30 protein-coding genes and 1 tRNA gene are annotated in these 26,664 nt (G+C 60.4%); 18 read left to right on the forward strand and 13 right to left on the reverse strand.

Annotation, left to right across the window (positions count from 1 at the left end):
* The first annotated feature begins 7 nt into the window (after positions 1–7).
* The 6 genes from LGT41_RS13400 (at position 8) to LGT41_RS13425 (ending at position 5,792) form a co-directional block, all read left to right on the forward strand.
* Positions 8–928: a DMT family transporter gene (locus tag LGT41_RS13400; protein WP_274127409.1), complete on the forward strand. Its 921-nt coding sequence runs from the start codon at positions 8–10 to the stop codon at positions 926–928.
* 104 nt (positions 929–1,032) lie between these two features.
* A complete protein-coding gene (locus LGT41_RS13405) occupies positions 1,033–1,899 on the forward strand; it encodes an ATPase (protein ID WP_274127410.1) in 867 nt (288 codons plus the stop codon).
* Between the two features lie 4 nt (positions 1,900–1,903).
* Complete coding sequence (metA, locus tag LGT41_RS13410) at positions 1,904–2,818, forward strand: homoserine O-acetyltransferase MetA (RefSeq protein ID WP_274127411.1); 915 nt, start codon at positions 1,904–1,906, stop codon at positions 2,816–2,818.
* 59 nt (positions 2,819–2,877) lie between these two features.
* Positions 2,878–3,771 carry a polyphosphate kinase 2 gene (gene ppk2 / locus LGT41_RS13415; protein WP_274127412.1) on the forward strand — a complete coding sequence of 298 codons (894 nt, stop codon included), beginning with the start codon at positions 2,878–2,880 and terminating at the stop codon, positions 3,769–3,771.
* Positions 3,768–4,400 (forward strand): TetR/AcrR family transcriptional regulator, encoded by a 633-nt coding sequence (locus tag LGT41_RS13420; protein ID WP_274127413.1) that lies wholly within the window; start codon positions 3,768–3,770, stop codon positions 4,398–4,400. Before ppk2 ends, LGT41_RS13420 begins: the two co-directional genes overlap by 4 nt.
* 18 nt (positions 4,401–4,418) lie before the next feature.
* Positions 4,419–5,792 (forward strand): dipeptidase, encoded by a 1,374-nt coding sequence (locus tag LGT41_RS13425; protein ID WP_274127414.1) that lies wholly within the window; start codon positions 4,419–4,421, stop codon positions 5,790–5,792.
* Between the two features lie 36 nt (positions 5,793–5,828).
* On the opposite strand, the gene LGT41_RS13430 is transcribed toward LGT41_RS13425, so the two are convergent.
* The 5 genes from LGT41_RS13430 to pdxH all read right to left on the reverse strand — a co-directional run bounded on the left by LGT41_RS13430 (position 5,829) and on the right by pdxH (position 8,567).
* Positions 5,829–6,578, reverse strand: coding sequence for an aspartyl/asparaginyl beta-hydroxylase domain-containing protein (locus LGT41_RS13430; protein ID WP_274127415.1), 750 nt, complete (start codon positions 6,576–6,578; stop codon positions 5,829–5,831).
* Positions 6,579–6,692: 114 nt separating this feature from the next.
* A tRNA-Pro gene (locus LGT41_RS13435) sits at positions 6,693–6,769 on the reverse strand.
* 39 nt (positions 6,770–6,808) lie between these two features.
* A complete protein-coding gene (locus LGT41_RS13440; protein ID WP_274127416.1) occupies positions 6,809–7,291 on the reverse strand; it encodes a DUF192 domain-containing protein in 483 nt (160 codons plus the stop codon).
* Positions 7,288–7,797 carry a cold-shock protein gene (locus tag LGT41_RS13445; RefSeq protein WP_274127417.1) on the reverse strand — a complete coding sequence of 170 codons (510 nt, stop codon included), beginning with the start codon at positions 7,795–7,797 and terminating at the stop codon, positions 7,288–7,290. The genes LGT41_RS13440 and LGT41_RS13445 overlap by 4 nt, the downstream gene beginning before the upstream one ends.
* 155 nt (positions 7,798–7,952) lie before the next feature.
* A complete protein-coding gene (gene pdxH / locus LGT41_RS13450; RefSeq protein ID WP_274127418.1) occupies positions 7,953–8,567 on the reverse strand; it encodes a pyridoxamine 5'-phosphate oxidase in 615 nt (204 codons plus the stop codon).
* 94 nt (positions 8,568–8,661) lie between these two features.
* On the opposite strand from pdxH, the gene fabI reads away from it, so the two are divergent.
* Genes fabI through LGT41_RS13470 form a run of 4 tightly spaced genes read left to right on the forward strand, consistent with a single transcriptional unit; the run spans position 8,662 to position 12,372 of the window.
* The gene (gene fabI / locus LGT41_RS13455; protein WP_274127419.1) at positions 8,662–9,471 is read left to right on the forward strand and encodes an enoyl-ACP reductase FabI; all 810 of its coding nucleotides are present in this window, start codon (positions 8,662–8,664) and stop codon (positions 9,469–9,471) included.
* A gap of 3 nt (positions 9,472–9,474) precedes the next feature.
* Positions 9,475–9,993: a xanthine phosphoribosyltransferase gene (gpt, locus tag LGT41_RS13460; protein WP_274127420.1), complete on the forward strand. Its 519-nt coding sequence runs from the start codon at positions 9,475–9,477 to the stop codon at positions 9,991–9,993.
* Positions 9,994–10,048: 55 nt separating this feature from the next.
* Positions 10,049–11,203 (forward strand): trans-sulfuration enzyme family protein, encoded by a 1,155-nt coding sequence (locus LGT41_RS13465; protein WP_274127421.1) that lies wholly within the window; start codon positions 10,049–10,051, stop codon positions 11,201–11,203.
* Entirely contained in the window at positions 11,200–12,372 is a 1,173-nt protein-coding gene (locus LGT41_RS13470) for a cytochrome P450 (protein WP_274127422.1), read from the forward strand. Before LGT41_RS13465 ends, LGT41_RS13470 begins: the two co-directional genes overlap by 4 nt.
* On the opposite strand, the gene LGT41_RS13475 is transcribed toward LGT41_RS13470, so the two are convergent.
* Positions 12,369–13,535, reverse strand: coding sequence for a M20 aminoacylase family protein (locus LGT41_RS13475; RefSeq protein ID WP_274127423.1), 1,167 nt, complete (start codon positions 13,533–13,535; stop codon positions 12,369–12,371). The two genes, LGT41_RS13470 and LGT41_RS13475, sit on opposite strands and share 4 nt — an antisense overlap.
* A gap of 75 nt (positions 13,536–13,610) precedes the next feature.
* On the opposite strand from LGT41_RS13475, the gene mazG reads away from it, so the two are divergent.
* The 6 genes from mazG to LGT41_RS13505 all read left to right on the forward strand — a co-directional run bounded on the left by mazG (position 13,611) and on the right by LGT41_RS13505 (position 19,868).
* Positions 13,611–14,459 carry a nucleoside triphosphate pyrophosphohydrolase gene (gene mazG / locus LGT41_RS13480; RefSeq protein WP_274127424.1) on the forward strand — a complete coding sequence of 283 codons (849 nt, stop codon included), beginning with the start codon at positions 13,611–13,613 and terminating at the stop codon, positions 14,457–14,459.
* A gap of 75 nt (positions 14,460–14,534) precedes the next feature.
* Complete coding sequence (locus tag LGT41_RS13485; RefSeq protein WP_274127425.1) at positions 14,535–15,536, forward strand: Fe(3+) ABC transporter substrate-binding protein; 1,002 nt, start codon at positions 14,535–14,537, stop codon at positions 15,534–15,536.
* 123 nt (positions 15,537–15,659) lie between these two features.
* Positions 15,660–16,907: a cation:proton antiporter gene (locus LGT41_RS13490; protein WP_274127426.1), complete on the forward strand. Its 1,248-nt coding sequence runs from the start codon at positions 15,660–15,662 to the stop codon at positions 16,905–16,907.
* Between the two features lie 15 nt (positions 16,908–16,922).
* On the forward strand, positions 16,923–17,834 hold the full coding sequence (locus LGT41_RS13495; RefSeq protein ID WP_274127428.1) for a DMT family transporter: 912 nt from the start codon (positions 16,923–16,925) through the stop codon (positions 17,832–17,834).
* A gap of 78 nt (positions 17,835–17,912) precedes the next feature.
* Positions 17,913–19,190 (forward strand): phosphopyruvate hydratase, encoded by a 1,278-nt coding sequence (eno, locus tag LGT41_RS13500; protein ID WP_274127429.1) that lies wholly within the window; start codon positions 17,913–17,915, stop codon positions 19,188–19,190.
* A 48-nt stretch (positions 19,191–19,238) separates the two neighbouring features.
* Complete coding sequence (locus LGT41_RS13505; protein ID WP_274127431.1) at positions 19,239–19,868, forward strand: thiamine phosphate synthase; 630 nt, start codon at positions 19,239–19,241, stop codon at positions 19,866–19,868.
* Positions 19,869–19,875: 7 nt separating this feature from the next.
* On the opposite strand, the gene olsA is transcribed toward LGT41_RS13505, so the two are convergent.
* The 3 genes from olsA to LGT41_RS13520 form a co-directional block, all read right to left on the reverse strand.
* Positions 19,876–20,718, reverse strand: coding sequence for a lyso-ornithine lipid O-acyltransferase (olsA, locus tag LGT41_RS13510; protein ID WP_274127433.1), 843 nt, complete (start codon positions 20,716–20,718; stop codon positions 19,876–19,878).
* Positions 20,718–21,494: an L-ornithine N(alpha)-acyltransferase gene (gene olsB, locus LGT41_RS13515; RefSeq protein ID WP_274127434.1), complete on the reverse strand. Its 777-nt coding sequence runs from the start codon at positions 21,492–21,494 to the stop codon at positions 20,718–20,720. The genes olsA and olsB overlap by 1 nt, the downstream gene beginning before the upstream one ends.
* A 147-nt stretch (positions 21,495–21,641) precedes the next feature.
* On the reverse strand, positions 21,642–21,845 hold the full coding sequence (locus LGT41_RS13520; RefSeq protein ID WP_274127435.1) for a DUF3553 domain-containing protein: 204 nt from the start codon (positions 21,843–21,845) through the stop codon (positions 21,642–21,644).
* Positions 21,846–21,875: 30 nt separating this feature from the next.
* Here LGT41_RS13520 and LGT41_RS13525 point away from each other — a divergent pair, with 30 nt between their 5' ends.
* Positions 21,876–22,478 carry a histidine phosphotransferase family protein gene (locus tag LGT41_RS13525; RefSeq protein ID WP_274127436.1) on the forward strand — a complete coding sequence of 201 codons (603 nt, stop codon included), beginning with the start codon at positions 21,876–21,878 and terminating at the stop codon, positions 22,476–22,478.
* Here LGT41_RS13525 and gmk read toward each other — a convergent pair.
* Positions 22,475–23,119, reverse strand: coding sequence for a guanylate kinase (gene gmk, locus LGT41_RS13530; RefSeq protein ID WP_274129734.1), 645 nt, complete (start codon positions 23,117–23,119; stop codon positions 22,475–22,477). The genes LGT41_RS13525 and gmk overlap by 4 nt on opposite strands.
* A gap of 10 nt (positions 23,120–23,129) precedes the next feature.
* Positions 23,130–24,041, reverse strand: coding sequence for a YicC/YloC family endoribonuclease (locus LGT41_RS13535; protein WP_274127437.1), 912 nt, complete (start codon positions 24,039–24,041; stop codon positions 23,130–23,132).
* A gap of 173 nt (positions 24,042–24,214) precedes the next feature.
* On the opposite strand from LGT41_RS13535, the gene LGT41_RS13540 reads away from it, so the two are divergent.
* Positions 24,215–24,859 (forward strand): PAS domain-containing protein, encoded by a 645-nt coding sequence (locus LGT41_RS13540; RefSeq protein ID WP_274127438.1) that lies wholly within the window; start codon positions 24,215–24,217, stop codon positions 24,857–24,859.
* A gap of 2 nt (positions 24,860–24,861) precedes the next feature.
* Here the strand turns inward: LGT41_RS13540 and LGT41_RS13545 are convergent, their stop codons facing one another.
* Both LGT41_RS13545 and serB read right to left on the reverse strand, forming a co-directional pair.
* Positions 24,862–25,734, reverse strand: coding sequence for a VHL beta domain-containing protein (locus LGT41_RS13545; protein ID WP_274127439.1), 873 nt, complete (start codon positions 25,732–25,734; stop codon positions 24,862–24,864).
* 64 nt (positions 25,735–25,798) lie between these two features.
* Positions 25,799–26,662 carry a phosphoserine phosphatase SerB gene (gene serB, locus LGT41_RS13550; RefSeq protein ID WP_274127440.1) on the reverse strand — a complete coding sequence of 288 codons (864 nt, stop codon included), beginning with the start codon at positions 26,660–26,662 and terminating at the stop codon, positions 25,799–25,801.
* Positions 26,663–26,664 lie beyond the last annotated feature (2 nt).

Below are 26,664 nucleotides of genomic sequence, written 5' to 3' on the forward strand. Positions count from 1 at the left end.
CTGCCCCATGACACAGCAAAAAACCATGACCTCACTCGACTGGGCAGAAATCCTGCTGCTCGCCGCCATCTGGGGCGGGGTGTTTCTGGCCACAGCCATCGTGTTGCGCGACCTTCCGGTATTCACGCTGGTTGCCGCGCGGGTTGGTGGCGGCGCGCTGGCGCTTTGGGCCTATCTGCTCATCCGGCGCATTCCCATCCAACTGGGCCGGGCGGAACTGGTCGGGTTTCTGGGCATGGGCCTGCTCAACAATGTCATCCCCTTCGCGCTCATGGCCTGGGGTCAAACCCATATCGAAAGCAGCCTCACCGCCATTTTCAATGCCTCGACCGCCTTCTTCGGCGTGATCACCGCCGCCGCCATGCTGGCCGATGAACGGCTGAGCGCGCGCAAAACCAGTGGCGTGCTGCTTGGCCTTGGCGGCGTTGTCATCGCGCTTGGCTGGGAAAGCCTGCGCAGTTTCGACATCCGCAGCCTCGCCCAGCTTGCGGTCATCGCTGGCACGCTGTCTTACGCATGTGCCGGTGTCTGGGCGCGCAAACGCCTTGGCCATCTGCGCCCCGAACTTGCCGCAGCGGGGATGCTCAGCGCCGCCACGCTCATCATGCTCCCACTCGCGCTGGCTTACGACGGGCTGCCCGCGAAAATCCCCGCCCCTGAAAGCATCGCCGCGCTGCTGTTCATCATGCTCATCGCCACGGCGGGCGCCTATCTGCTTTACTACCGCATTCTGGCGCGGGCCGGGGCGGCAAACCTGATGCTCGTCACCCTGCTTATTCCACCCTTCGCCATCATCTTCGGCGCGGCAGTGCTGGGCGAACGCCTGCCGCTGCGCTCCTATGCCGGCCTTGGCCTCATTGCGCTTGGGATGCTGGTGCTTGACGGGCGCTTCCTGCGCCGCCTTGCCCGCCGCGCGCTTGCGCGCTAAAAGCAGCATAGCCCGGCACGGGCTATTCCGCTGAACTGCCTGCATGGTCTTTTCAAGCGCGCGCCGCTCGTCTATGTCACAAGACATACAAACCGGGTGCCACAATGATCTATGCCAATGAAACCGCCTGGGCCGATGCCCCCCACCGCCGCGTGGCGCTGTTCGGCATGTCCGGCCTTGGGAAAACCCATATCGCCACCATGCTGCGCGCCACGGGGGATTGGTTCCACTACTCGGTCGATTTTCGCATTGGCACGCGCTATATGGGCGAGCATATCGTCGATAATTTCAAGCATCACGCCATGCAAGACGCGTTTCTGCGCGAGCTTCTGATGAGCGATTCCATCTATATCGCCTCCAATATCAGCTTCAACAATCTGGCGCCGCTTTCCACCTATCTAGGCAAACCCGGCGATACGGCGCGCGGCGGCATTGACTTGGAAACCTATATCGCCCGTCAGCGCCAGCACCGCAGCGCCGAAATCGCCGCTACGATCGATGCGGGCCTGTTCGCCAGAAAAGCCGCCGATATCTATGGCTATGCGCATTTCATCGCCGATTGTTCCGGCTCGCTCTGCGAGGTCGTGGCCCCCGATGATGCCGCCGACCCTGTGCTGACCGCGCTCAGCCAAACGGCGCTGCCGGTCTGGATTCGCGGCACGGAAACGCTGGTCGACGAGCTGGTCAAACGTTTTTCCGCCGCCCCCAAGCCGATGTATTACAACGAGGCGTTCCTGCGCGAAAAATGGGCCGAATACTGCAAAGCGCGCGATGTCGCCCCCGATGCCGTTGACCCGGATGACTTCATTCGCTGGGGCTTTCGGCAATTGCTGGAACATCGCCTGCCCATTTACGCCAGAATGGCGCAAAACTGGGGTGTGACGATTGAAGCCGCCGAGGCGGCCGCCCTGCGTGACGCCCAAGACTTTGACACCCTGATCGGCGCGGCCATCGCGCGCAAGAAAGCCTGAAACCATGCCCATTCGCCTGCCCTCGACCCTGCCCGCCTATAACGTGCTGTCGCGCGAGGGCGTTATGGTTATGGCGGATGAGTTGGCCGACCATCAGGATATCCGCCCGCTCAAGATCGGCCTGCTGAACCTGATGCCGAAGAAGGTGCAGACTGAAACGCAGTTTGCGCGGCTCATCGGTGCAGGCCCGCTGCAGATTGACCTGCATCTGATACGGATGAGCGAACACCAGACCCGCAACACACCGTCAGAACATATGGACGCCTTCTACCGCTCGTTTGCCGAGGTGAAGGACGAGAAATTCGACGGGCTGGTCATAACCGGCGCGCCAATCGAACACCTCCCGTTTGAGGAAGTTTCCTACTGGGACGAGCTGCGCGAGGTGATGGACTGGACACAAACCAATGTGCATCGCACCTTTGGTGTGTGCTGGGGCGGCATGGCGCTGATCAACCATTTCCACGGTGTGCCAAAGCATATGCTCGACGCCAAGCTGTTTGGCTGCTTCCGCCACCAGAACCTTGCCCCCGCCAACCCGCATCTGCGCGGCTTTTCCGATGAATTCGTCGTGCCGGTCAGCCGCTGGACCGAAATCCGTGCCGCCGATCTGGCGGGCAAGCCGCTTGAAATTTTGCTCAATTCCGATGAGAGCGGCATTTGCCTGGTCGATGACCCGACCCGCCGCGCGCTGCATATTTTCAACCATTTCGAATATGATTCGACCACGCTCAAGGAAGAATATGACCGCGATGTCGCCGCAAATGCCGCGATCAACGTGCCTGCGAATTACTACCCGAACAACGACCCGCGCAAAACGCCGCAAAACCGCTGGCGCAGCCACGCGCATTTGCTTTACGGCAACTGGATCAACGAAATTTACCAGACAACCCCCTACGATATGCGCGCAATCGGCCAGTAGCTGGCTTGCCCCTGTCTTTGGCAATGTCCATAGTTGGGCCTGGATAGAGGGAGCGTGCCATGCCGTTTACAAAGCCGTTTGACGGGGCGATATCGAAATTCTACGCCGATGAGGCGCCGAAAGCCGTGCGCGAAGCGATTGAGCGTGCCGACAAAAACGATATGCTCAACCCGGCCTTTCCCTACCGGGAACGGCTGTCGCGCAAAAAATATGAGCGTGATTATGCGGCGCTGCAAATAGAGCTGGCAAAGCTGCAATCCTGGCTGCGCGACAGCGGCGAACGCCTGGCCGTGGTGTTTGAGGGGCGCGATGCGGCGGGCAAGGGTGGCTCGATCAAGCGGCTCACCGAAAACCTGAACCCGCGCGCGGCCCATGTGGTCGCCCTGCAAAAACCAACCGAGGCCGAGCAGGGCCAATGGTATTTCCAGCGCTACATCGCGCATATGCCCACCAAGGGCGAGATCATCGCTTTTGATCGGAGCTGGTATAACCGCGCCGTGGTCGAGCCGGTTTTCGGCTTTTGCACCGAAGCGCAGCGCGATGCTTTTTATGAGCAGGTGCCGGAATTTGAAGACCTGATCGTGAAAGACGGCATCCGCCTTGTCAAAATCTGGCTGACCGTGGGCCGCGCCGAGCAGTTGCGCCGGATACTGGCGCGCGAATCCGACCCGCTGAAACAGTGGAAGCTTTCCTCGATTGACGTGAAAGGCCTGTCACTGTGGGAAGAATATTCCGCCGCCATTTCCATGATGTTCGCGCGCTCGCACCATAACGTCGCGCCCTGGCATGTGGTCCGCTCGGATGACAAACGCCGCGCGCGGCTGGCAATCATCAGACTGGTTCTGTCGCAGTTTGACTATGCTGGCAAAGATGAATCCCTCATCGGCGCACCCGACCCTGCCCTTGTTGGCGCGCCCGAAGACATGGGCTTCGAAGGCGACGGCACGGCATGAGCGATGAAGGCGGGGGTGAGCGTAAATCCTACCATCACGGCAATCTTCGCGCCGCGCTGGTGGATGCTACGCTTGAGCTGATCACTGAAAAGGGCCCAACGGGCTTTACCCTTGCCGAAGCCGCGCGCCATGCCGGTGTGTCTGCCGCCGCGCCCTACCGCCACTTCAAGGGTCGCGAAGAGCTGATCGAAGAAGTTGCGCTGATCGGCTTTGACATGTTCGCCGACCTGCTTGAACACGCCTTCACCAAGGGGCCGACCGGCTCGCCGCTGGAAGCGTTTTACCGGGTTGGGCGCGCCTATCTGGCTTTTGCGCGCCGCTACCCCGGCCACTATATCGCGATGTTTGAAAGCGGTGTCTCCATTGCCGGGAACTCCGAACTCACCCATGTCTCCAACCGCGCTATGGCCGTGCTGACCCGCGCCGCCGAAGCCTTGATGGAGCATATCCCCATTGCCAAACGCCCGCCCGCGATTATGGTCAGCCACCATATCTGGGCGCTGAGCCACGGCATTGTCGAGCTTTTCGCCCGCGGCACACCCGGTGGCCGCGCCCCGTTCTCGCCCGATGAATTGCTGGAAAGCGGCACGGGCATCTACCTGCGCGGGCTTGGCATTTTGAAAGACTGACCACAGGAAGGACCACGCATGAAACCCGAAATTCTTGAAGCCGCCGACGCCGCCATGCCCGCAGCACTTGACCGTTTGTTCGAGTTGCTGCGCATTCAAAGCATCTCAACCGATAGCGCCTTTGCCGAACCCTGCAGTGCGGCGGCCGATTGGCTGGTGGAGGATCTGACCAGCATCGGCTTTACCGCAAGCCGGCGCGACACGCCCGGCCATCCGATGGTTGTGGCCCATCATGATGGCCCCGGCCCGCATGTGCTGTTTTACGGTCATTACGATGTGCAGCCGGTTGACCCGCTGGAATTGTGGAACTCCAACCCGTTCGACCCGCAATTGGAAGACACGCCGAAGGGCAAGGTCATCCGCGCGCGCGGCGCATCCGATGACAAGGGCCAGTTGATGACCTTTGTCGAGGCCTGCCGCGTGCTGAAGGCTGAAACCGGCGCCCTGCCCTGCAAGATCACCATTCTGTTCGAGGGTGAGGAGGAAAGCGGCTCGCCCTCGCTGACCCCCTTTCTGAAGGCCAATGCCGATGAGCTGCGCGCCGATTTTGCAATGGTCTGCGATACCGGCATGTGGGATGCCGATACCCCCGCCATCTGCACCACTTTGCGCGGTCTGGTGGGCGAAGAGGTCACGATACAGGGCGCCGATATCGACCTGCATTCGGGCGGCTATGGCGGCCCTGCCGTGAACCCGCTGCGCGTGCTGTCGCATATTCTGGCGGGGCTGCATGATGCGGATGGCCGCGTCACGCTGGACGGGTTCTATGACGGGGTCGCGCCGATTTCCAACGCCACCCGCGCACAATGGGACAGCCTGAACTTCGACGAAGCCGCCTTTCTGGGCGCGGTCGGCCTGTCGCATTTGGCAGGCGAACAGGGCTTTAGCGCGCTGGAGCAGAACTGGGCGCGGCCCACGGCAGAGATCAACGGCATCTGGGGCGGCTATACCGGCAAGGGTTTCAAAACCGTGCTGCCCGCCAAGGCCCATGCCAAGGTCAGCTTCAGGCTGGTCGGCACGCAAGACCCTGCGAAAGTGCGCAGCGCCTTTCGCGCGCATGTCAACGCCATGCTGCCGCCCGATTGCACCGCCACGTTTAAAGAACATGGCAGCGGACCAGCCACGGTTTTGCCCAGCGATTCAGCCGAATTTGCGCTTTCAGCGGCGGCGCTTAGCGATGAATGGCCGAATGCGTCGGTGTTCACCGGCGGTGGTGGCTCCATCCCGATTGTTGGGCATTTCAAGGAAATTCTGGGCATGAATTCGGTCATGATCGGCTTTGCGCTGGATGATGACGCGATTCACTCGCCGAATGAGAAATACAACCTTGCCAGCTTTCAAAAGGGCATTCGCAGTTGGGTGCGGGTGTTAAGCAAGCTGGGCGCTGCGTAAACCCCGGTGGCCCCGCAGCCGGGCGGGGCCGCCAGATCAACCGTTTTCAGGCGCGGGTTGGCTGGTCGTGATGCGCAAGCTCCGCTCGTTCACGCGGGTATAGACCCAGCCGCCAAACAGCGTGATGTTGAACAGCGCCTTGTGAAACAGGCGCGGCACGGGGCGCTTTACGTCCAGCAAAAGCGCAATCCGCGGGTTGGGGCCGGGGTTCAGCACCTCGTGCAGGAAGGTATCGTCCCACAGCAGATCGCCCCCCTCGGCATAGGGGTAGCGGGTGCCATCCACCGCCAGCCAGGGCGGATTGTCGGATTGCGTATCGGGCGCCATAAGGCAAATGTGATAGCGCAAAATGCCGCGAAACGGGCCTTTATGCGGCGGAATATGCTTGCCGGGGTCCAGATAGGACAAGGCGGCGGTTGTCACATGCGGGTTGGCGCGCAAAAACCGGGTAAGTGTCGGGGTCATATCGGCATTGCCCCGGATCAGCCGCCCGTAGGATTTTACCAGGAACATCCGCCAGTTTTTACCGTCATTGTCGGAAATACGGTATTGTGTCGAGGAAATGTCGTGAAATCGCGGCACATTCGGGTTGGCCTGAAAGATCGCCACTGCCTCATCGCGGATGGCCTCGAAATTGTCGAGAATCTGCCGATGTGCGGGGAAGAATTCTTCCATATCCAGCACGGGCGGTGTGTTGATGCTGGCATAAAGCCGCCGTAACAGCACCGAGATATTGTCAAAAAACCACTGCGATGACACGGCCCGCTCCGAAACCGACGAATACATGACTATTGATGCATTAGACCCAAATAACGGGTTTCAGTCCAGTCCGATTTACTGGCAGGTGGCGCGCAAAAGGCTGCGCTGGCGGGGCCGATTTGCTTTGACGATATGAAGGAATGGTCGGGGCGATAGGATTCGAACCTACGACCTACGGTTCCCAAAACCGCCGCGCTACCAGACTGCGCTACGCCCCGACGCGCATCATCTAGCGGCTTTGGGCCGGAATGAAAAGGCTATTCTGCGGCTATTTCGCAAGGCCATGCGGCAAGGCTGGCATCGATGGCCGGATGCTGGATTTCAACGCCCGGCACGATGTTCAGCATCCGCGCCAAACCGCCGTTTACCTCCAGCACGAACTGAATATCATCCGATCCACCGGGAATGCCGGTTTCATCGCCCGGCTTGGCATTGGCATGGACATTGCGCACAACCCCATCGGCCCCGATAAAGATCATATCAAGCGGAATGAGCGTGTTGCGCATCCAAAAGGAAACGCGCTGCGGACGGTCATAGACAAACAGCATTCCGCTGAACATTGGCAGGCTTTCACGAAACATGAGCCCGCGCGCCTTGTCTTGCGGTGTTTCAACCACCTCAACTTCAAACCGTGCCGAAACGCCATCGCCGCGCACATCCAGAAATTGCGGATCGCAGACCTGCGCCACGGCACTGCTGGCAAACGCAACCAGCAGCGCAAGGACTGGAAGTATTTTCATTTTTGCCCCGATCTGGCCAGCAAAACGGGCCTGTCCCATGAATAAATCGCGCCGGCCATCTGGCCGCGCGGCCCGTCAACCACCTGAAGGCTCAGCGCCTCGCCGGGGGCCAGATCGGAAAAACCGTAATGCCGGAGAATTTCCATATGCAGGAAAATATCGTCCGAACTGCCAAAGACATTGGCAAAGCCAAACCCCTTGACCTTGTCGAACCATTTCACGCGTGCCGGCAGAAGCGGTGCATCGCCCACATCGGGCATGGTCATGCGGGCCTCTTCGTCAGCCTCGGCCTCGACGGGTGCGGAAATTTCAAAAATCTCGGCAACCTGACGGCCACGCTCGGTTTGCTGAACCGAAAAACTGACCTCGGCACCTTCGGAGATAGAACCACGGCCGAAATTGCGCAACACATTGGCATGTAACAAAATATCGCCGCCATCATCCTCGACAAGGATGAAGCCATAGCCTTTACCGGCGTCGAACCATTTGACCAGTCCTTTAATCATATAGCAGGTGCCTGTCTTGTTTGCATTTGTTTCAGCGCAGCACACTCATTACAAACTCGACGATACGCCAACCGAGTAGGCAATATCGCGCAACTGTGCATTAGGTGCAAGCGGGCTGCATAGATATTTGAGATTATGAGCGGATTTTCCGCCGGTTACGGGTTGAGACGGGTTATTTCCCAAGAAGCGGAAACAACTTCGCGGCGCCATTGGAAGCGATCATGCAACCGGTGCGCACCATCGGCCCAGAACTCGATTTCAAGCGGGTGGATTCGAAATCCGCCCCAATAGGGCGGGCGCGCGGGGTTTGGCCCCTTGCTGAGCGCAAATTTAGCCGCCCGCGCCACCAAAGACGCGCGCGAGGCAAGCGGGCGCGACTGGTCCGACGCCCAGGCCCCGATACGGCTTTGCAACCCACGGCTGGCGAAATAGGCATCGGCCTGCGGCCCGTCTTCGCGGCTGACCAGCCCGCGCACACGCAACTGCCGGCGCAAGGATTTCCAGTGCATCACGAAGGCGACCTTGCCCGACTGCGCAAGCTCCTGGCCCTTGGCGCTTTCATAATTCGTATAAAAAACAAAGGCATCGGTCTCTATTTCCTTGAGCAGGACCATGCGCACATTGGGCAGGCCGCGCCCGTCGACGCTGGCCAGCGCAATGGCGTTTGCGTCATTCGGCTCGGTCTGTTCCGCCTCGGCCAGCCAGTTGCGGGCAATGGCAAACGGGTCGTCGCCGGCAAAAATTCCGCTACGGTCGGTTTTGTCACCCATGAAATGAACCTTTCCCTTGGGTCTTACATTCTTGATGCGCGCCCAGCTTTGACGTAAACCCAATTCAACACGGCATCAAGAAAAAGGAAAAACCATGGGTGCAGGATTGATGAGCGGCAAGCGCGGCCTGATCATGGGCGTGGCAAATGACAAATCCATCGCATGGGGAATTGCGCGGGCCTGCCACGAACAGGGCGCCGAAATGGCCTTTACCTATCAGGGCGATGCGCTTGGCAAACGGGTCAAGCCACTGGCGGAAAGTATTGGTGCAGAAATTGTGCTGCCTTGCGATGTTACCGATGGCGCCTCGATCGATTCTGTTTTTGCCGCATTGCAAGCCAAATGGGGCAAGATTGACTTTCTGGTTCACGCTATTGGCTTTTCCGATAAAAACGAACTTCGTGGCCGTTACATTGACACCAGCGCCGATAACTTCGCGCTGACAATGAATATTTCGATTTTCAGCTTTACCGCCGTCGCCCAGCGCGCCGAAAAGATGATGCCCGATGGCGGCGCGATGCTCACGCTTACCTATTACGGCTCGGAACGTGTGATGCCGCATTACAACGTTATGGGCGTGGCCAAGGCCGGGCTTGAAGCCTCGGTGCGCTATATGGCGATGGATCTGGGGCCGAAGAATATCCGCGTGAACTCGCTCTCCGCCGGCCCGATCAAGACGCTGGCCGCCAGCGGCATTGGCGATTTCCGCTATATCCTTAAATGGAACGAGCTGAACTCGCCGCTGCGCCGCAATGTCACCACCGATGATGTGGGCAAATCGGGCATGTATCTGCTGTCCGACCTGTCTTCGGGTGTGACGGGTGAAAACCATCACTGCGATTCGGGCTATCATATTGTGGGCATGAAGGCCGAAGACGCCCCCGATATCGCGCTGGGAGACTGAGCCATGACCGACCGTCTGCCGCATGAAAAAGGCTTCCATATCAGCTGGGACCAGATCCACCGCGATGCGCGCGCGCTTGCCTGGCGGCTGGATGGCAAGGGCCCGGATGCGGGTGGCTGGCGCGCGGTTGTGGCCATAACGCGCGGCGGCATGGCACCGGCAATGATTGTGGCGCGCGAGCTGGATATTCGCACGGTCGATACGATCTCGGTAAAATCCTACCATTCGGGCGGCGGCGCGGCCGACCAGCGCCGCGAAGCCGAAGTGCTGAAACACCCCGATGCCGAAATCATGGGCGATGGCACCGGCATTCTGATTGTCGATGATCTGGTGGATACCGGCAAAACGCTGGAACTGGTGCGCGAGATGTATCCCAAGGCGCATTTCGCTGCCGTTTATGCCAAACCGGCGGGCAAACCGATGGTTGACAGTTTCATCACCGAAGTCAGCCAGGATACCTGGATCTTCTTTCCCTGGGATATGGCGCTGCAATATGTCCAGCCGTTTCGCGGCACAGACTAGGCTGGACATTCCCCCGTTTCGCGCCGCATGATCCGGCCCGAAATACGAGGGTAGAATGAGCAGAAAACCAAGCCAATTGCAGCTTTCCCCTGCAACACGCGCCGCACAGGCGCTGCACCGCATCAACGAGATTACCGGCGCGGTTGTGCCCGATATCGCGCTGGCCTCGACCTTTGCGCGCGATGCCGAATACAACCCGCGCCAAAGCTATATCTATGCGCGCGACGGTGGCCCGACCGTAGAACATGCCGAGGTGGTTCTGGCCGATCTGGATGGTGCTGCGGGCAGTTTGCTGTTCGGCTCGGGCATGGCGGCGGCGGTGGCCTTGTTTGAAAGCCTGCCGGTTGGCGCGCATGTCGTGGCGCCGAATGTCATGTATCATGGCGTGCTGACATGGCTGCACCGGCAGGCCGCGCGCGGCATTCTGCGGCTGACCACCTTTGATGCCGCCGACCCATCGGCCCTGCCGCGCGTGCTTGCGGGCGGCGATGTGGCGCTTGTCTGGACAGAAACCCCCATCAACCCCAATTGGGATGTGGTCGATATTGCCGCCTCGGCCAAGGCCGCCCATGCGGTTGGCGCGAAACTGGTGGTGGATTGCACGGCCGCTTCGCCCTGCACCACGCAGGCGCTCGCGCTTGGGGCGGATATGGTCTTCCACTCGGCCACCAAATACCTGAACGGGCATTCCGATATTACCGGCGGCGTGCTTTCCACCGCCAAAACCGGCGCGGAATGGGATGAGTTGCGCAAGATCCGCACGTTGATGGGCAGCGTCATGGCGGGGTTCGAGGCATGGTTGCTGATCCGCGGGATGCGCACTTTGTTCGTGCGGTTCGAGCGCGCCTCGGCCAATGCGCTGCGCATCGCCCGGTATTTTGAAGCGCATCCGAAAATCACCGCTGTGCTTTACCCCGGCCTGCCAAGCCATCCGGGCCACGCCATTGCCGCGCGCCAGATGCTGCACGGCTTTGGCGGTATGCTGTCGCTGCTTGCGCATTCTGGTGCCGATGCGCGCCATATTGCCCGTTCTACCCAGCTTTTCCTGCCCGCTACCAGCCTTGGCGGGGTTGAATCGCTGATCGAGCATCGCAAGGCGGTTGAAGGGCCGCATTCCATTGTGCCCGACACGCTTTTGCGGCTTTCGGTGGGCATTGAAGACGCGGATGATCTGATTGCCGATCTGGAACAAGCATTGGAACATCTATGACCACGCGTTTTGAACAATCGCCAACCGCGCCGGAATTTGTGCAGAACCCCTATCCGTTTTATGACCGCGCGCGCCCGACCGGCCCTTTCTTCGACTGGGCCGATTATGGCCACTTGTGTTCTGCAAGTTACGAGGTCGTCTCGGCCCTGTTGCGCGATCGTCGCTTTGGGCGCGAGCTTCCGGCGGGCCTGTCGCGCGATATTCCCGACCACCTGAAACCGTTCTATGATTTTGAATCTCATTCCATGCTGGAGCGCGAGCCGCCCACCCATACGCGGTTGCGTAGCCTTGTGGTGCGCGCCTTTACCAGCCGCCAGATTGCGGCACTGGCGCCGGGAATAGAGGCTTTGTGCCATGAACTGGTCGACAGGTTTCCTGATGGCCAATTCGACCTGTTGCAGCACTATGCCGAAACCATTCCGGTGATCGTGATCGCCCGGCTGCTGGGCGTGCCCGAGGAGATGGCCCCGCAATTGCTGCGCTGGAGCCATGATATGGTCGCCATGTATCAGGCCGGGCGCAGCCGCAAGATCGAGGATGACGCGGTGGCCGCCACGCTGGCCTTTTCCGCCTATCTGCGCGACCTTATCGCCGCACGCCGCAAAGCCCCGGGCAACGACCTGCTGTCCAGCCTCATTGCCGCGCGCGATGACGGTGACAGGCTCAGCGAAGATGAGCTGATCTCGACATCGGTGCTGCTGCTCAATGCCGGGCATGAAGCAACGGTCCACGCCATTGGCAATGCCACCAAAACCCTGCTGGAGCTGGAATACAGGGGCGAAATTTCCGACGCCGTGATCGAGGAAACCCTGCGCTATGACCCGCCTTTGCACATGTTCACCCGCTTCGCGATGGAAGATATCGAGGTATTCGGACAGCAATTCGCCAAGGGGCAGGTCGTGGGCCTGCTGCTGGCCGGTGCCAATCGTGACGCCACAAAATACGCCAAGCCCAATGCGTTTGACCCGGTGCGCGGCGGTCTTGGCAATACCAGCTTTGGCGCTGGGCTGCATTTTTGTGTGGGCGCGCCGCTGGCGCGGCTGGAACTGGCCTATGCGCTGCCCATTCTGTTCAGCCGCCTGCCAAGGCTCCAACTGGCCGCAGCGCCGCTATATGCCAACCGCTACCATTTTCATGGGCTGGAGCGGCTGATGCTGACAAGCGCCTAGCGGGCGGCAGGCTGCGCCGCCTCGACCAGTTGCGCAAAGAAGCTTGCGCCAATCGGGGCGGCCTCGTCGTTGAAGTCAAACTTCGGGTGGTGCAAGCCCGGCCCATCGCCCTGCCCCAGAAACAGGTAAGCACCGGGGCGCTGTTCCAGCAAATACGAGAAATCCTCCACCCCCATTTCCGGTGGAATAGCGTCATCGACATTGTCATGCCCTGCAATCCGGCGGGCAATATCGACCGCGAAAGCGGTTTTTTCGGCATTGTTATAGGTGATCGGATAGCCGGGGATGAAGGCAAGTTCGGCCGTTGCCCCGAAACTGGCCGCGCAATTGGCAACCAGTTCGGGCAGCATTTCGGCCAGTTTTCGGCGTGTTTCGGGCGATAATGTGCGAAATGTGCCCCCCACAAAAGCCGTATCGGGGATGATGTTGTCAGCACTGCCCGCATGGACCTGCGTGACCGATATGACCGTATTGTCCAGCCCCGCCAACACGCGGCTGCGCAGATTGTAGATTGCACCCACCATCTGCATGGCAACGGGAATCGGGTCGATCCCCTCTTCGGGATAGGCGGCATGGGCCCCGCGCCCCTTTATGGTGATGTGAAACGTATCATCCGCCGCCATCAGCGCGCCCGGATTGGTAAAGAAATGCCCAAGCGGCAGGCCCGGCACGGTGTGCAGCGCATAAACCTGTGCGATGTTGAACCGCTCCAATATCCCTTCGGCCACCATGACCTGCCCGCCGCCGCCATCTTCCTCGGCGGGCTGGAAGATCAGCGCCACACTGCCGGCAAAATTGCGCGTTTCCGCCAAATAGCGCGCGGCACCCAGCAGCATGGTGGTATGGCCGTCATGCCCACAGGCGTGCATCTTGCCCGTGGTGCGCGAGGCATGGGCGGCCCCGGTTTCCTCGACAATCGGCAGCGCATCCATATCGGCGCGCAAGCCAATTGTGGGGCCATCGCCCTGCCCGCGGATAATCGCCACCAGCCCGTTTTTCGCAATGCCTTCATGCAGCTCATCAACGCCGAATTCGCGCAGACGCGCGGCCACGAAAGCGGCGGTTTCAACCGTGTCAAAGCCAAGCTCGGGGTGCTGGTGCAAATGGCGGCGCCATGCCTTCATATCGGCGGCATAATCGGCGATGCGGTTGGTAACTGGCATAAAGGCTCCTGAATTTCCGCGCCATATGAGCCTTGGCCATTGGCGGCGTCAATCCCGCGCGCTAGCCTTTGGCCCATGAAAAACCCGATTCCCCACAGCCCCCGCCCCACCCCGCATTCCGATGCCTTGGTGCATGATGAAACCGGCGGCCTGCCCCGGCTTCTGGAAATCATGGCCCGCCTGCGCGACCCGCAAACCGGCTGCCCGTGGGATATCGAGCAAACCTTTGCAACCATCGCCCCCTACACGGTTGAGGAAGCCTATGAGGTGGCCGATGCGATTGCGCGCGGTGAAATGGATGATCTGCGTGGCGAGCTGGGTGATTTGCTGTTGCAGGTGGTTTACCATGCGCAAATGGCCGCCGAGGCGGGGCATTTCGGCTGGGATGATGTGGTGACGGAGATTTCCAATAAAATGGTCGCCCGCCATCCGCATGTTTTTGGCGATGAAAGCCGCGACAAATCGGCCAGCCAGCAAACCCGCGATTGGGAAAAGATCAAGGCGGCCGAACGTGGTGGTGTTGCATCCGGCGCGCTGGCAGGCGTGGCGCTGGGCCTGCCGGGAATGACCCGCGCGGTGAAGCTGCAAAACCGCGCCGCGCGCGTGGGGTTTGACTGGCCGGATATTACGCCCGTTATCGCCAAACTGGCCGAGGAGGCCACCGAGCTGGCCACCGCCCCCACCCCCGAAGACCGGTTCGAGGAGTTTGGCGATTTGCTGTTCGTGATCGCCAATATAGCACGGCATCTGAAAATCGACCCCGAAGCCGCCTTGCGCGCCGCCAATGCCAAATTCACCCGCCGCTTTGAGGGGGTCGAGCGCAAACTGGCCGCTATGGGCAAAAGCCCGGCCCAGTCTGACCTGGCGGAAATGGATGCGCTTTGGGATGCGGTCAAGGCCGATGAAAGGGTGCGGGAAAAATAACAAAGTAGAACACTCGACTATTGACCCGACTAAATTAGTCAGATACTGAGTCGCCATCAACTGATGGAGACTTTGATGCGCAATCTGACCCTAGCAACCACCCTTGTCTGTGCGGCCGCCCTGCCGCTTTCTGCCGAGGTGAATATCTATTCCGCCCGCCAGCCCGAGCTGATCCAGCCGATGCTCGACGCCTTTACCGCCGAAACCGGCATCGATGTGAATATCGTTTTCTTGCAAGACGGAATGATCGAGCGGTTGAAAGCCGAAGGCGCGCGCTCGCCGGCCGATGTTGTGCTGACAGTCGACATTGCCAGCCTGACGGCAATCGCGGAAGCAGGCGTGACCCAACCGGTGGTGAGCGATCTGATCAATGCCAATATCCCCGCCCAGTTCCGCGACCCGGAGGGAAACTGGATCGGGCTGACTTCGCGCGCCCGCGTTGCATATGTTTCAAACGAGCGCGTGGCAGCGGGCGAGATCACCACATTTGAAGACCTTGCCGACCCGCGCTGGCAGGGCCGCATTTGCACGCGTTCCGGCCTGCATAGCTATAACGTGGCAATGGTTGCCGCCTTTCTTGCACATAATGGCGAAGAGGCAACCCTGGCTTGGCTGGAAGGCCTGAAGGCCAACCTTGCCCGCAGCCCGCAAGGCAATGACCGTGCGCAGGTCAAGGCGATTTGGGCTGGCGAATGCGATGTTGCCCTTGGAAACACCTATTACATGGGCAAAATGCTGGAAGACCCTGAACAAACCGAATGGGCCAATTCCACAAATATCGTCTTCCCGATCATGGGTGGAAGTGGCGCGCATGTAAACGTGTCGGGCATGGCGATGACTGCAAGCGCCCCTAACCGCGACGATGCGCTGGCGCTGATGGAATTCCTGACATCGCAAACGGCGCAATCGCTTTATGCCGAAGTCAACTATGAATACCCGCTCAACCCCGCGGTCAGCCCAAGCGAACTGGTGCAAAGCTGGGGCAGCTTCACGCCGGATGCGATTTCGCTGACCGAGGTTGCCGCCAAGCGCGCCGATGCCGTGCGGCTGATCGAACAGGTCAATTTCGACGAATAGGCCTTCAGGGCAAATTGGCTGGCGGGCCGGGGGAAACTCTGGCCCGCTGCTTTTTGGCGTGGCAAATTTTTGCTGCGCAGCGCCGCGCGGAGTGCTAGGCAGGCCTGAACAACAGGAGCCCGCATGGACGCGCTACAGATCGCCTCAATCCTTATCGTTCTGGCCGGGGCCTTCGGCTGCGTGAATTACTTCTTTTTGCGCCTGCCCTCGTCTATCGGCATTCTGGTCGTCGCGCTGATCGTGTCACTGGTGATGATGGGGATCGACACGCTTGTGCCCGCTTATGGCATACGCGATACCGCGCGCGCGCTGGTGCTGGAGGCAGAGTTTTCAGACACATTGCTGCAAGGCATGTTGGGCCTGCTGCTTTTTGCCGGTGCGCTGCATGTCAAAATTGACGATCTGCGCGAACAGGGGGTTTCGGTTGCGCTGATGGCCACTTTGGGTGTGGCCGTTTCCACGGCAATCGCCGGCTTTGGGTTAAGCTGGGCACTGGGCGTGCCAATGCTTGTGGCGCTGGTCTGGGGCGCGCTGATCTCGCCCACCGACCCTGTGGCCGTGCTGGGTGTGCTGCGCACGGCCAACCTGCGCAAATCGCTTGAAACCCAGATTGCCGGTGAAAGCCTGTTCAACGATGGTGTCGGCTATGTGGTGTTTCTGTTGCTGGTCAGCCTTGCCTTTCCGGCGGCTTCTGCCACCGAAAGCGGGCTGGGCGCTGCCCTGCAACTGTTCTTCCAAGAGGCACTGGGCGGCGCGCTTCTGGGTGCGCTTGCCGGCTGGCTGACCTTCCAGCTTATGAAGCGGATTGACGATTACGCGCTTGAAGTGCTGCTGTCGCTTGGCCTTGTGCTGGGCGGCTATTCGCTGGCGGTAGAACTGCACCTGTCCGGCCCGATCATGGCGGTGGTGGCGGGGCTGTTCATTGGCGAGGTCGGGGTAAAGCACGGCATGTCGGAAACCACGCGCCGCTACCTCAACGCGTTTTGGGAGCTGATCGACGAAATTCTCAACGCCCTGCTGTTTTTGCTTATCGGCATCGAGGTTTTCGCCGTGACATTCGAGGCTTCCACGCTTCTGGCCGGGGCTTTGGCGATTGGTCTGTCGCTTGTGGCGCGGCTTGGCGCGGTTGCGGTGCCAACGCTTGCGCTCGCGCGCTGGCGCAAGGTCGGCCGCGATGTTGTGCCGATCATGACATGGGGCGGGCTGAAAGGCGGCATTTCTGTGGCGCTGGTCCTGAGCCTGCCGGAAAGCGAGTATAAACCGCTGCTTCTGGCCATGACCTATATCGTTGTGGTGTTTTCCATCGTGGTTCAGGGGTTGACAATTGCACCCCTTGCACGGCGTTTGAACCGCGAACCCGACCTTCTGTAAAGACGAGCGAATATCATGGAAAACCTGCGCGGCATCATCTTGATGGTCGCCTCGATGGCTGGCTTTGCCGTTGAGGATATGTTCATCAAACTCGCCGCAAACGAGGTGCCGGTCGGGCAGATCCTTATGTCGCTCGGCATTGGCGGTGCGGTTTTCTTTTTGCTTGCGCTGCGCATTCGCGGCGAACGGTTCTGGGGCCGCGACCTGCTGTCGGCTGCCGTGAACCTGCGCAATCTGGGCGAGGTGATCGGCTCGGTCGGCTTTGTGTCGGCACTGGCGCTCATGCCCATTTCCTCGGCCTCGGCCATTTTGCAGGCCACGCCGCTGGCGGTAACACTGGGGGCGGCGCTGGTTCTGGGCGAAACCGTGGGCTGGCGGCGCTGGAGCGCGATTGCCATTGGCTTCATGGGTGTGATGATGATCGTGCGCCCGGGGCTGGAAGGCTTCAACGCCTATTCCATTTTCGCGCTGATCGGGGTTGCGGGCCTTGCCATGCGCGATTTGTCCACGCGGCAAGTGCCCAAATCCATCTCCAGCCTGCGGCTGGCGGCGGTTGCGCTGATCATCATCATCCCCACGGGTGCCGTGCTGAGCCTGTTCACCGGCACGCCCAAAATGCCCGGCACGACCAATGCGCTTTACCTGCTGGCGGCTGTCGCAATCGGGGCTGTTTCCTATTACGCGGTCATTCTGGCCACACGGCTGGGCGAGGTTTCGGTCATCGCGCCATTTCGGTATTCGCGCCTGATATTTGCAATGGCGGTTGGCTATTTCGTCTTTGCCGAACGCCCGGATTTCTGGACGCTGCTTGGCGCGGCCATCATCATCGTATCGGGCGTTTATACCTTCATGCGCGAGCAGCGTTTGCGCCGCAAAAACCTCATTCCCGCCGCGCGCTCGCCGCTTGGCACCAATCCGCGCCCCTGATCAACGCTCTTTCACACCTTCGCCGAATGCGCTATGTGCAGGCCAACAGGCCCGCCCCGAAGCAAAGGACATCAAGAGATGAGCGCCATTCTGGACATTACCGCACGCGAAATTCTGGACAGCCGCGGCAACCCGACCGTTGAAGTCGACGTTATTTTGGAAGATGGCAGCTTTGGCCGCGCCGCCGTGCCCTCGGGGGCTTCGACCGGAGCGCATGAAGCCGTGGAACTGCGTGATGGCGACAAGTCGCGCTATGGCGGCAAGGGCGTGCAGAACGCGGTTGATGCGGTCAACGGTGAAATCTACGAAATGCTGGCGGGCCAGGACGCCACCGAGCAGGCCGAGATTGACGCCGCGATGATCGAGCTTGACAGCACGCCGAACAAATCGCGCCTTGGGGCCAATGCCATTCTGGGCGTATCGCTGGCTGTGGCCAAGGCGGCGGCAGAATCGACCGGCCAGCCGCTGTATCGCTATATCGGCGGCACCAATGCCCGCGTGTTGCCCGTGCCGATGATGAACATCATCAATGGTGGCGAACATGCCGATAACCCGATCGACATTCAGGAATTCATGATCATGCCGGTCGCCGCGACAAGCTGCGCCGAGGCCATTCGCATGGGTGCAGAAGTGTTCCACACGCTGAAGAAAGAGCTTTCCGCCGCGGGCCACAATACCGGCATCGGCGATGAGGGCGGCTTTGCGCCAAACCTGAACTCTACCCGCGACGCACTTGATTTCATTATGAAATCTATCGAAAAGGCAGGATACAAACCGGGCGAGGATATCTACCTTGCGCTTGATTGTGCCGCCACCGAGTATTTTTCGGATGGCAAATACAACATGAAGGGCGAAGGCAAGGTTCTAAGCAGCGCCGAGAATGCCGCCTATCTGGCCGCCCTGGTCGACAGCTACCCGATCATCTCCATCGAAGACGGTATGGCCGAGGATGACTGGGCGGGCTGGAAAGCCCTGACCGGGCTGATCGGCGACCGGTGCCAGCTTGTCGGCGATGATCTGTTCGTCACCAATACCGCGCGTCTGGCGCGCGGCATTGAAGAGGGCTGCGCCAACTCGATCCTCGTCAAGGTCAACCAGATCGGCAGCCTGTCCGAAACGCTTGATGCGGTTGACATGGCGCATCGCGCGCGGATGACGGCGGTGATGAGCCATCGTTCCGGCGAAACCGAAGATGCGACCATCGCCGATCTGGCCGTGGCCACCAATTGCGGGCAGATCAAGACCGGCTCGCTGTCGCGCTCTGACCGTTTGGCGAAATACAACCAGCTTATCCGCATCGAAGAAGAGCTTGGTGCGGCGGCGCGCTTCGCCGGGCGTTCGGTTCTGCCCCGCTAAACTTTCGGGCGCGGCCCCGTGCCGCGCCCCGCTTTCAGGATAATCGACATGGCGCAAGACGCTTTCACCGGGCCGCAGATTTATCTGGCCACCCCGCCCAGCTTTGACATTGCCACATTTGTGCCGCTGCTCGACAGGGTGCTGGCTGCCGGCCCGGTGGCCTGCCTGCGCCTTGCCCTTGTGGCCGAGGCCCGCGAAGATATTTCGCGCGCCGCCGATGCCTGCCGCGACGTGGCCCACAAGCACGATGTCGCTATGGTGATCGACGACCATTTCCGCCTTGTCACCCCGCTGGGGCTGGATGGTGTTCACCTCACCGACGGTGCGCGCCACGTGCGCGAGGCGCGCAAATTGCTGGGGGCCGACGGCATAGTCGGTGCCTTTTGCGCTGATAGCCGCCACGAGGGGATGACCGCCGCTGAAATCGGCACCGATTACATTGCTTTTGGCCCGCTCAGCGATGCAACCGGCCTTGGCGATGGCACGCTTGCCCCGCGCGATTTATTCGCCTGGTGGTCGGAAATGATCGAGGTGCCGGTTGTCGCAATGGGCGGTGTCGGGCTTGACGCGCTTGCCGACATAAAAGACGTGGTCGATTTTGTGTCGCTTGGCGCCGAGATCTGGGGGAGCAATGACCCTGTTGCCGCCTTCAAAGCCTATTGCGCGGCTTTGGCATGATGGCGGCCTAATCCACCGCCATTTCCTGCCCGACTTCGGCCAGATCGGCCGCCATTCCGGCGCGTACCGCAGCTTCGCAATGGGCGGCCAGCAATTTACGGTCGGCAAAATCGGCGGCGCGCACGGGCGCGTGGAAGGTAACACGCACACGCCCGCCGCGCCCCAGCGCAAAAACCGTGCGCATATGGCCGCCAAAGCTCATATTCCCCCACCAGCCAAAAAAGCGTGGCGCTTGTGATTTTGGCGCAAAATAGGTCACGCTTACCGGCTGCACCCACATATGCGGCAGCAATTCCGGCGTGTGAAAGGCTGAAAACAGCGCCGATTTGAAGGGCAGCACCCGCCGCCCGTCGCTGCTTGTGCCTTCGGGGAAGAAGCACAGCTTGTCGCCCTTTTGCAGCCGTTCTTTCAGTTGCTGCTGCTGGCGCTTGGCCTCGGTCGCGCGGCGTTCAATAAAGATTGTTCCCGTTGCATTGGCCAGAAACCCGATGCCCGGCCAGGATTTCACCTCGGATTTCGCAACGAAATGGATATGCGCCGCATCATGCAGCACAAAAATATCGGACCAAGAGACATGGTTGGCGACCATCGCGCCGCCCTGGGCCAGTTCTGTGCCGCGGATCTCCAGCTTGAGCCCGCACAGCAGCCGCCCCATCCGGCCCCATGTCTTGATGAACACATCTGAAAGCCCCCGCCCGCCGGTCAACCGTTCGACCATATATGACAGCAAGGTCAGGCTGATCAGCGGCAGCGTGCCAAGCACGAAGATTACCGCAAACAGCCCGAAGCGCAGCCCGCCCAGCACGCCAATTTTCGCAAATGGCGCTTCCGTTCCCTCACCCCAGGCCATCAGCCACCCCGTTTTCGTGCGTAAAACTCGCGGTATCGCTGCACCATGCGGCTGGTATCCATCAGCAGGCAGACATCGATCGTGTTGAATTCCGCGTCAACATAGGCGCCCTGCCCGACAAAGCCGCCAAGCCGCAAATAGGCCTTGATCAACGAGGGGATCTGGCGCACCGCGGCGCGCGCATCAATGCTGTCGGGCGCAACCCGCGCCATGCTGACACAATGGTTCGCATGGGCCGTAACCCGCAGATCTTCCGGCGCAAGGTGGTTGTAATGCAGGTATGAAAGCGCCTGCGCAATTTCATCGGGGTCGGTGCCGTGGAAGGAGGCGACACCGAAAAGCACCTCGATGCCGCGTTCGGTGACATAATCGCCCAACCCATCCCACAGCAAATGCATTCCAACCCCGCCACGATAGGCCTTGTCCAGGCACGAGCGCCCAAGCTCGACCGCACGGCGGCCGGAGTTGAGCAGCGGCGTCAGGTCATATTCGGTCTGCCCGTAAAACCCCGGCCCCTTGCGCGCCACCTCGTCACGCAGCAGGCGGTAAACGCCCACAACATGCTGGCCCGATGCATCTTGCGGCAAGGTGCGGTCGATCAGCAGCAAATGGTCGAAATAGGCATCAAACCGGTCGCGCTCCACACCTTCGGCGGCGTCTTCATCGCTGACCTTGGCACCCATTTCCTGCACAAAAACCCGATAGCGCAATTTCTGGGCGGCGCGCAAATCATCGGGGCCATTGGCCAGGCGCACCTCAAATCTGTTTGCATCCATCTTCACACTAAAATCGCCTATGCTCACGGGCTGCTCGGCTAACTCTTTGGGGCGAATTTCACCCGATTGAAGGCCCTTGCGCAAGCGGTTCGGGTTTGGCGCGGATATATTCACGTTCCATTTACTGAATCAATGCGATATTTCAGCTCATCCATTGTCGGTTTGCCCGCTCTTGCCATCAGGTGCAACCCCGTCAAAAATATCCAGCGTCACCCGGTCGGTATTAATGACTACTTTACCCGCATGTTCGAAATTGACAGTCGCCCGGTTGCCAATGACAGATTGAACCTGCCCCACCCCCCAAGCAGGCTGCAAGGGATGATTGACCAAGGCACCCGGCACGATAAACATTCAACCCCTCCATTGCGGACCAAAGCCTATATGACGAGACCCAACATTGAATCGCAAGCGATTGCGCGTATCTGCCACGATCTGATTTCGCCCATCGGGGCCATCAGCAACGGCGTTGAACTGCTGAGCGAGGTGAATGGCCGCTCGCCGGAATTGGACCTGATCGCGCAAAGCGCACGGGCGGCACGCGACAAGATCAGCTTTTTCCGCCTTGCCTTTGATGGTGCAACGCCCGGCGTTACCATTGCTGGCAGCACTGTCGCGCAAACCGCCGTTTCAATGTTTCAATCCGCGCGGATGCGCGCCAACCCGATGCACCTGCCCGAAACCCTGCCGCGCGATGAGGCGCGGCTGTTGCTGTTGCTTATGCTGTGCGTTGAAAGCGCGCTGCCTTTGGGTGGCCAGCTGGATGTTGCGGGCAGCGCGCCGCGTTTCACCCTTACGGGCAACGGGCGGCGCATTGCGCTTGAGGCAGAGTATTGGGCCCATCTGCAACATGGCGCGCCGCTCGCGGCCCCCAGCGCCACACGCGTGCATTTCGCGCTGGCGCGCGCGGCATTGGCCGAATGCGGGCTGCATGTGCGATTCAGCGCAGGCGAAACGCAGCTAAGCGTGCAGACTTCCCCAGCCTAAAGCGCGCTCATTTCCTTGAACTCGGCATTCAGCCCGGCCACAAACCCCCCCAGCCCCGGCCGCTGATTCTTGCGCAGCCGCGCGGCGGTCACGATTGCGCGCAACTCTTCGGCGGCGCGATCAACATCGTCATTGATGACGATATGGTCATATTCCGCCCAATGGCTGATTTCGTCGAGCGATTTGGCCATGCGCCCGGCCACCACTTCGGCTGAATCCTGCCCCCGCCTTGTCAGCCGGTCGCGCAAAGCCGCAATGGAGGGCGGCAAAATGAAGATTGAAACTACCGCATCGCTTAACGGAGACTGGCGGATTTGCTGGCCGCCCTGCCAATCGACATCGAACAGAACATCGCGCCCGGCATTGATCGCGGCTTCAACGGGTGCGCGCGGGCTGCCATATAAATTGCCAAATACTTCGGCATGTTCAAGCATTCCGTTGCTGTCGACCAGCGCCTGAAATTCGGCGCGCGATTTGAAGACATAATCTTTCCCGTCCACCTCGCCCGGACGCGGCGTGCGGGTGGTGGCGGAGACTGAAAACACCACATCCGGATCACTTTCCAGCACGCGGCGCGACAGGGTGGACTTGCCCGCACCCGAGGGGGAGGACAGGATGATCAGCAGCCCGCGACGGGCGATTTCGGCATTTTTATTCAAGGTTCTGGGCCTGTTCACGCATTTGGTCGATCACTACTTTCAGGTCCAATCCGATGCGGGTCAAGTCGTTGGATTGGGCTTTGGAACACAGGGTGTTTGCCTCGCGGTTGAACTCCTGCATCAGAAAATCCAGCCGCCGCCCAATGGCGCCGCCACCGGCCAAAAGCGCGTGTGCGGCCGCGATATGGGCCTTGAGCCGGTCAATCTCTTCGGTGATGTCCGTTTTCACCGCCAGCAATGCAAGCTCTTGCGCCAGCCGCGCAGAATCAAGCGCGGTATCGCCCTGTTTGGCCGTGGCCAGCAGGGCTGTCACACGATCATGCAGCACTGCGCCCGCCGCCGCCGCCCGCGCCTCGCCGCAGCTTTGCGCCGCATCGGTGAGCGCGGCAAGCCGGGCAAGCTGACCAGCCAACACCGCAGCCAGTGCAGCACCTTCGCTGGCGCGCATCGCGTTCAGCGCGGCCAGCAGGTCGGGAATTTGCGCTGTGGCTGCACCAACCGCGCTGGCCGGAATGTCGGCGATGCCGCCCGTCTCGATGACCCCGCGCATTTGCAACACATCGGCAATGCTGGCCGTGGCCAGTTCAACGCCCTGTCTGGCGGCCTGCTGGCGGGCGGCGTCCACCAGCGCAAGCGCGGCATTCAGCCCATCCACATTCAGCGCAATGCCGTATTCGAGGCTTCGGCGCGCCAGTTTCAGGGTGATCGACACGCTCCCGCGCGCAAGCTCTGTGCCCAAAGCGCGGCGGAGCGGGGTTTCGAGCGCCTCAAACCCCTCGGCCAGACGCAGCCGGATATCCAGCCCGCGCGCGTTCACCGCGCGAATATCCCACTCCCAGCTTAGCCCTGCATGGCTGCCCGAAAGCGCGGCAAAACCTGTCATCGAATGTATGTGATTGCCCATGAAACTTGCCAAACCCCGTGCCTGGCGGCCTGTCTATTGCCCCGCCCGCGCATGGTCAATGCCACAGGTGTTAACGACAAATGACGAAATTGCTGCAATGAAAGTTAAAATGCGGTAAAAACATGAACATAAAGCCACGGAAAAGTGGCGTAGATTTGATTGGTTCTTGCGTCATGAGCGACGTTGCATTGCAAACGCTATATAATTTGTGGAGTCAGACCCGCGCTGAACGGCTTGCACCCTTTCGCGCCGAAATCGAAACGCCCCGCGCTGGGCCGCTGGCCGCGATCGTCTTTCAGCTCGAAATTCAGGGCGACATTGCCAAAATCCGCCATCCCGGCGCAGTGTTGAACAAAATTGCGGGGGCCGAAGCGCATGGCCGGCCGCTGGTTTCGCTGATGAGCCATGAAAGCCGCGCGCAACTGGTTCTGGTGATGAAAAAGGTGCTGGAGACCCCCGCCGTGGCCGAGCTTGTGTTGAATGCGCAAGATGACAACGGCGAGGTGTTTTCGGTGAACCTGCTGCTGATGCCGTTGCGCAGCGATTTTGGCGTGATGGACCGTATGCTGTGCGGCATTACCAGCGCCGCGCCACCCGCCGCAACACCGCTTACGCTAAGCATTGCCGATGTCCAGATCAAAACAATCGCCGCGGCGCGGTTCGACGCGCAGACCATGCCGGGGTTCTCCGAGCCAGCCGCTGCATTTGGCGCACAGGACACGCCGAAATTTCAGCAGGTCAGCGACAATCCAGCCGCGCAATCGGGCGTTTCGCGCGGCCGGTTCCGGGTTATCAAGGGCGGGTTGGACGAAGGCTAGGACTATTCCGCACCAAAATACTGGTTTGGCACGGTCACGTAATAATCTAGCTGCCCGGCCACCGGCATGATGATTTCATGGCAATTGCCCGGCCCGTCGGTCAGCATCCAGGGGTGCAATGTCGCCGATTCGATCTGGATCGATTCGCCGGGATTCATGCCGCCATAATCCACCGGATTCCCCTCATAATCGAGCCAGAGCAGCGCGCGCCAGCCATCGGTCTGGTTGTGGAAAATCACGGTCTGCGCCTGCCCGCCACCTTGCGAGCGCAGCGTTCCAAAGGCGTTGCAACTGGCGGTCGGGTCATCTTCCGGCGGCATTTCTGTGGCCACAAGATCGCCGATATTGGCACAATCGCGCAGAAAATTTGCTGTTGGCGCGCTGCTGCCGCGCAGATCAAGCGTTGCCTCAGCCTCGCCCGCAATCATATAGCGCAAGGATCGTTCATTTATAATGCCCTGCCAGAAGGCATCATCGGTTGAAACCGCGATAGAGGCGCCGGTAATCCCCTCTTCGCGCGCGCGCCCCACAACCGCCCCCGCAACCGTTTGGGTATATCCCGATGGCGCGAAAAAAGTCACCTCAATACCCGCATCATCGGGCAGGCCGCCAATGGCCGCGCCGATTTCAACCTGCACATATGGGCCGCGATTGCCAATAAAACACTGGGCGACGAATTGCACGGCATCGGTTTCGGGCACACCATAAACAAGTGCGAGCGTTGTTTGGAACGGGTCCGGGCTTATCGTGCTGTAATAATCCCAACTGGCCGCACCCCCGGCCTGCGCGCGGGCTTGCGCCTGCGCCTGCGCCTGGGCGGCTAAGGGGGCGGACAGTGCCAGAATTGCTGCCAGCACAGCGCGTAAAACAAACATCACCATCTCCACTTTTTACAATTTGGAAACGCTAACCTTTGGGGTGCTGGATTGCAATGAAAGCCTAAACAACCAGCCCCTGAAGCGCCAGCACGGCGCGCAGATCGGAATGGTTCAGCACGGCATTGGCCTGTTCGGCCAGCGCGGGTTTGGCGCGGTAGGCCACGCCCAAACCGGCGGCTTTGACCATCGCCAGATCATTCGCACCATCGCCAAGGGCAATGGTTTCTTCGGGCGCAATCTTTTGGGCGGCACAAATTTCCAAAAGCGCGTCAAGCTTGGCCTGACGGCCCAGAATCGGCATCTCGACCGTGCCGGTCAGCCGTTCGCCCTTGCGTTCCAGCACGTTGGCGCGGTGTTCATTGAACCCTGCCTCGGCTGCGACACGACTGCTGAAAAAGGTAAAACCGCCAGAGACAAGCGCCGTATAGGCACCGCGCGCCACCATTGTCTGCACCAGCCGCCGCGCCCCAAGATTGAGGCGCACACGCTCGTCATAGCATTGCCCAAGTTTGCTTACGGGCAGGTCTTTGAGCAAGGCCACGCGGGCAATGAGCGCGCCTTCAAAATCCAGCCCGCCCTGCATGGCACGTTCGGTAATTTCGGCAACCTCGGCCTTTACCCCGGCATAATCGGCAAGCTCGTCAATGCATTCAACGCCGATGATCGTGCTATCCATATCGGCCACCAGCGCGCGCTTCTCGCGGCCCCTGGCCGGGGTGATATTCAGGTCCAGATCACTTTCGGGCAGCCAGTTGGCGGGCGCAAATTCGGGCCTGTCCGATGCAAACGGAATTTGCACCGCATAATCATCCAATCCCTGCGCCGCACCGCCCTTGTAGCCGTGCGCCACAAGGGCATTTTGGGCTGCATCCACATCCGCGGCAACAAGGTTGCGCGCGGATGTAACCACCAGAAAGCTGTTCATGG

This window comes from Abyssibius alkaniclasticus (assembly GCF_020447305.1).
Classification (GTDB): Bacteria; Pseudomonadota; Alphaproteobacteria; order Rhodobacterales; family Rhodobacteraceae; genus Abyssibius; species Abyssibius alkaniclasticus.

Coding starts and splice junctions, on each gene's coding strand:
- LGT41_RS13470 (WP_274127422.1), top strand. CDS start 11,200: ATGACCACGCGTTTTGAACAATCGCCAACCGCGCCGGAATTTGTGCAG.
- LGT41_RS13540 (WP_274127438.1), top strand. CDS start 24,215: ATGAGCGACGTTGCATTGCAAACGCTATATAATTTGTGGAGTCAGACC.
- LGT41_RS13495 (WP_274127428.1), top strand. CDS start 16,923: ATGGAAAACCTGCGCGGCATCATCTTGATGGTCGCCTCGATGGCTGGC.
- LGT41_RS13440 (WP_274127416.1), bottom strand. CDS start 7,291: ATGAAAATACTTCCAGTCCTTGCGCTGCTGGTTGCGTTTGCCAGCAGT.
- LGT41_RS13475 (WP_274127423.1), bottom strand. CDS start 13,535: ATGCCAGTTACCAACCGCATCGCCGATTATGCCGCCGATATGAAGGCA.
- metA (WP_274127411.1), top strand. CDS start 1,904: ATGCCCATTCGCCTGCCCTCGACCCTGCCCGCCTATAACGTGCTGTCG.
- ppk2 (WP_274127412.1), top strand. CDS start 2,878: ATGCCGTTTACAAAGCCGTTTGACGGGGCGATATCGAAATTCTACGCC.
- LGT41_RS13520 (WP_274127435.1), bottom strand. CDS start 21,845: ATGTTTATCGTGCCGGGTGCCTTGGTCAATCATCCCTTGCAGCCTGCT.
- LGT41_RS13485 (WP_274127425.1), top strand. CDS start 14,535: ATGCGCAATCTGACCCTAGCAACCACCCTTGTCTGTGCGGCCGCCCTG.
- pdxH (WP_274127418.1), bottom strand. CDS start 8,567: ATGGGTGACAAAACCGACCGTAGCGGAATTTTTGCCGGCGACGACCCG.
- LGT41_RS13545 (WP_274127439.1), bottom strand. CDS start 25,734: ATGTTTGTTTTACGCGCTGTGCTGGCAGCAATTCTGGCACTGTCCGCC.
- LGT41_RS13535 (WP_274127437.1), bottom strand. CDS start 24,041: ATGGGCAATCACATACATTCGATGACAGGTTTTGCCGCGCTTTCGGGC.
- LGT41_RS13405 (WP_274127410.1), top strand. CDS start 1,033: ATGATCTATGCCAATGAAACCGCCTGGGCCGATGCCCCCCACCGCCGC.
- LGT41_RS13525 (WP_274127436.1), top strand. CDS start 21,876: ATGACGAGACCCAACATTGAATCGCAAGCGATTGCGCGTATCTGCCAC.
- fabI (WP_274127419.1), top strand. CDS start 8,662: ATGGGTGCAGGATTGATGAGCGGCAAGCGCGGCCTGATCATGGGCGTG.
- mazG (WP_274127424.1), top strand. CDS start 13,611: ATGAAAAACCCGATTCCCCACAGCCCCCGCCCCACCCCGCATTCCGAT.
- LGT41_RS13465 (WP_274127421.1), top strand. CDS start 10,049: ATGAGCAGAAAACCAAGCCAATTGCAGCTTTCCCCTGCAACACGCGCC.
- LGT41_RS13425 (WP_274127414.1), top strand. CDS start 4,419: ATGAAACCCGAAATTCTTGAAGCCGCCGACGCCGCCATGCCCGCAGCA.
- LGT41_RS13490 (WP_274127426.1), top strand. CDS start 15,660: ATGGACGCGCTACAGATCGCCTCAATCCTTATCGTTCTGGCCGGGGCC.
- olsA (WP_274127433.1), bottom strand. CDS start 20,718: ATGGCCTGGGGTGAGGGAACGGAAGCGCCATTTGCGAAAATTGGCGTG.
- LGT41_RS13420 (WP_274127413.1), top strand. CDS start 3,768: ATGAGCGATGAAGGCGGGGGTGAGCGTAAATCCTACCATCACGGCAAT.
- eno (WP_274127429.1), top strand. CDS start 17,913: ATGAGCGCCATTCTGGACATTACCGCACGCGAAATTCTGGACAGCCGC.
- LGT41_RS13430 (WP_274127415.1), bottom strand. CDS start 6,578: ATGTATTCGTCGGTTTCGGAGCGGGCCGTGTCATCGCAGTGGTTTTTT.
- LGT41_RS13505 (WP_274127431.1), top strand. CDS start 19,239: ATGGCGCAAGACGCTTTCACCGGGCCGCAGATTTATCTGGCCACCCCG.
- LGT41_RS13400 (WP_274127409.1), top strand. CDS start 8: ATGACACAGCAAAAAACCATGACCTCACTCGACTGGGCAGAAATCCTG.
- LGT41_RS13445 (WP_274127417.1), bottom strand. CDS start 7,797: ATGATTAAAGGACTGGTCAAATGGTTCGACGCCGGTAAAGGCTATGGC.
- serB (WP_274127440.1), bottom strand. CDS start 26,662: ATGAACAGCTTTCTGGTGGTTACATCCGCGCGCAACCTTGTTGCCGCG.
- olsB (WP_274127434.1), bottom strand. CDS start 21,494: ATGGATGCAAACAGATTTGAGGTGCGCCTGGCCAATGGCCCCGATGAT.
- gpt (WP_274127420.1), top strand. CDS start 9,475: ATGACCGACCGTCTGCCGCATGAAAAAGGCTTCCATATCAGCTGGGAC.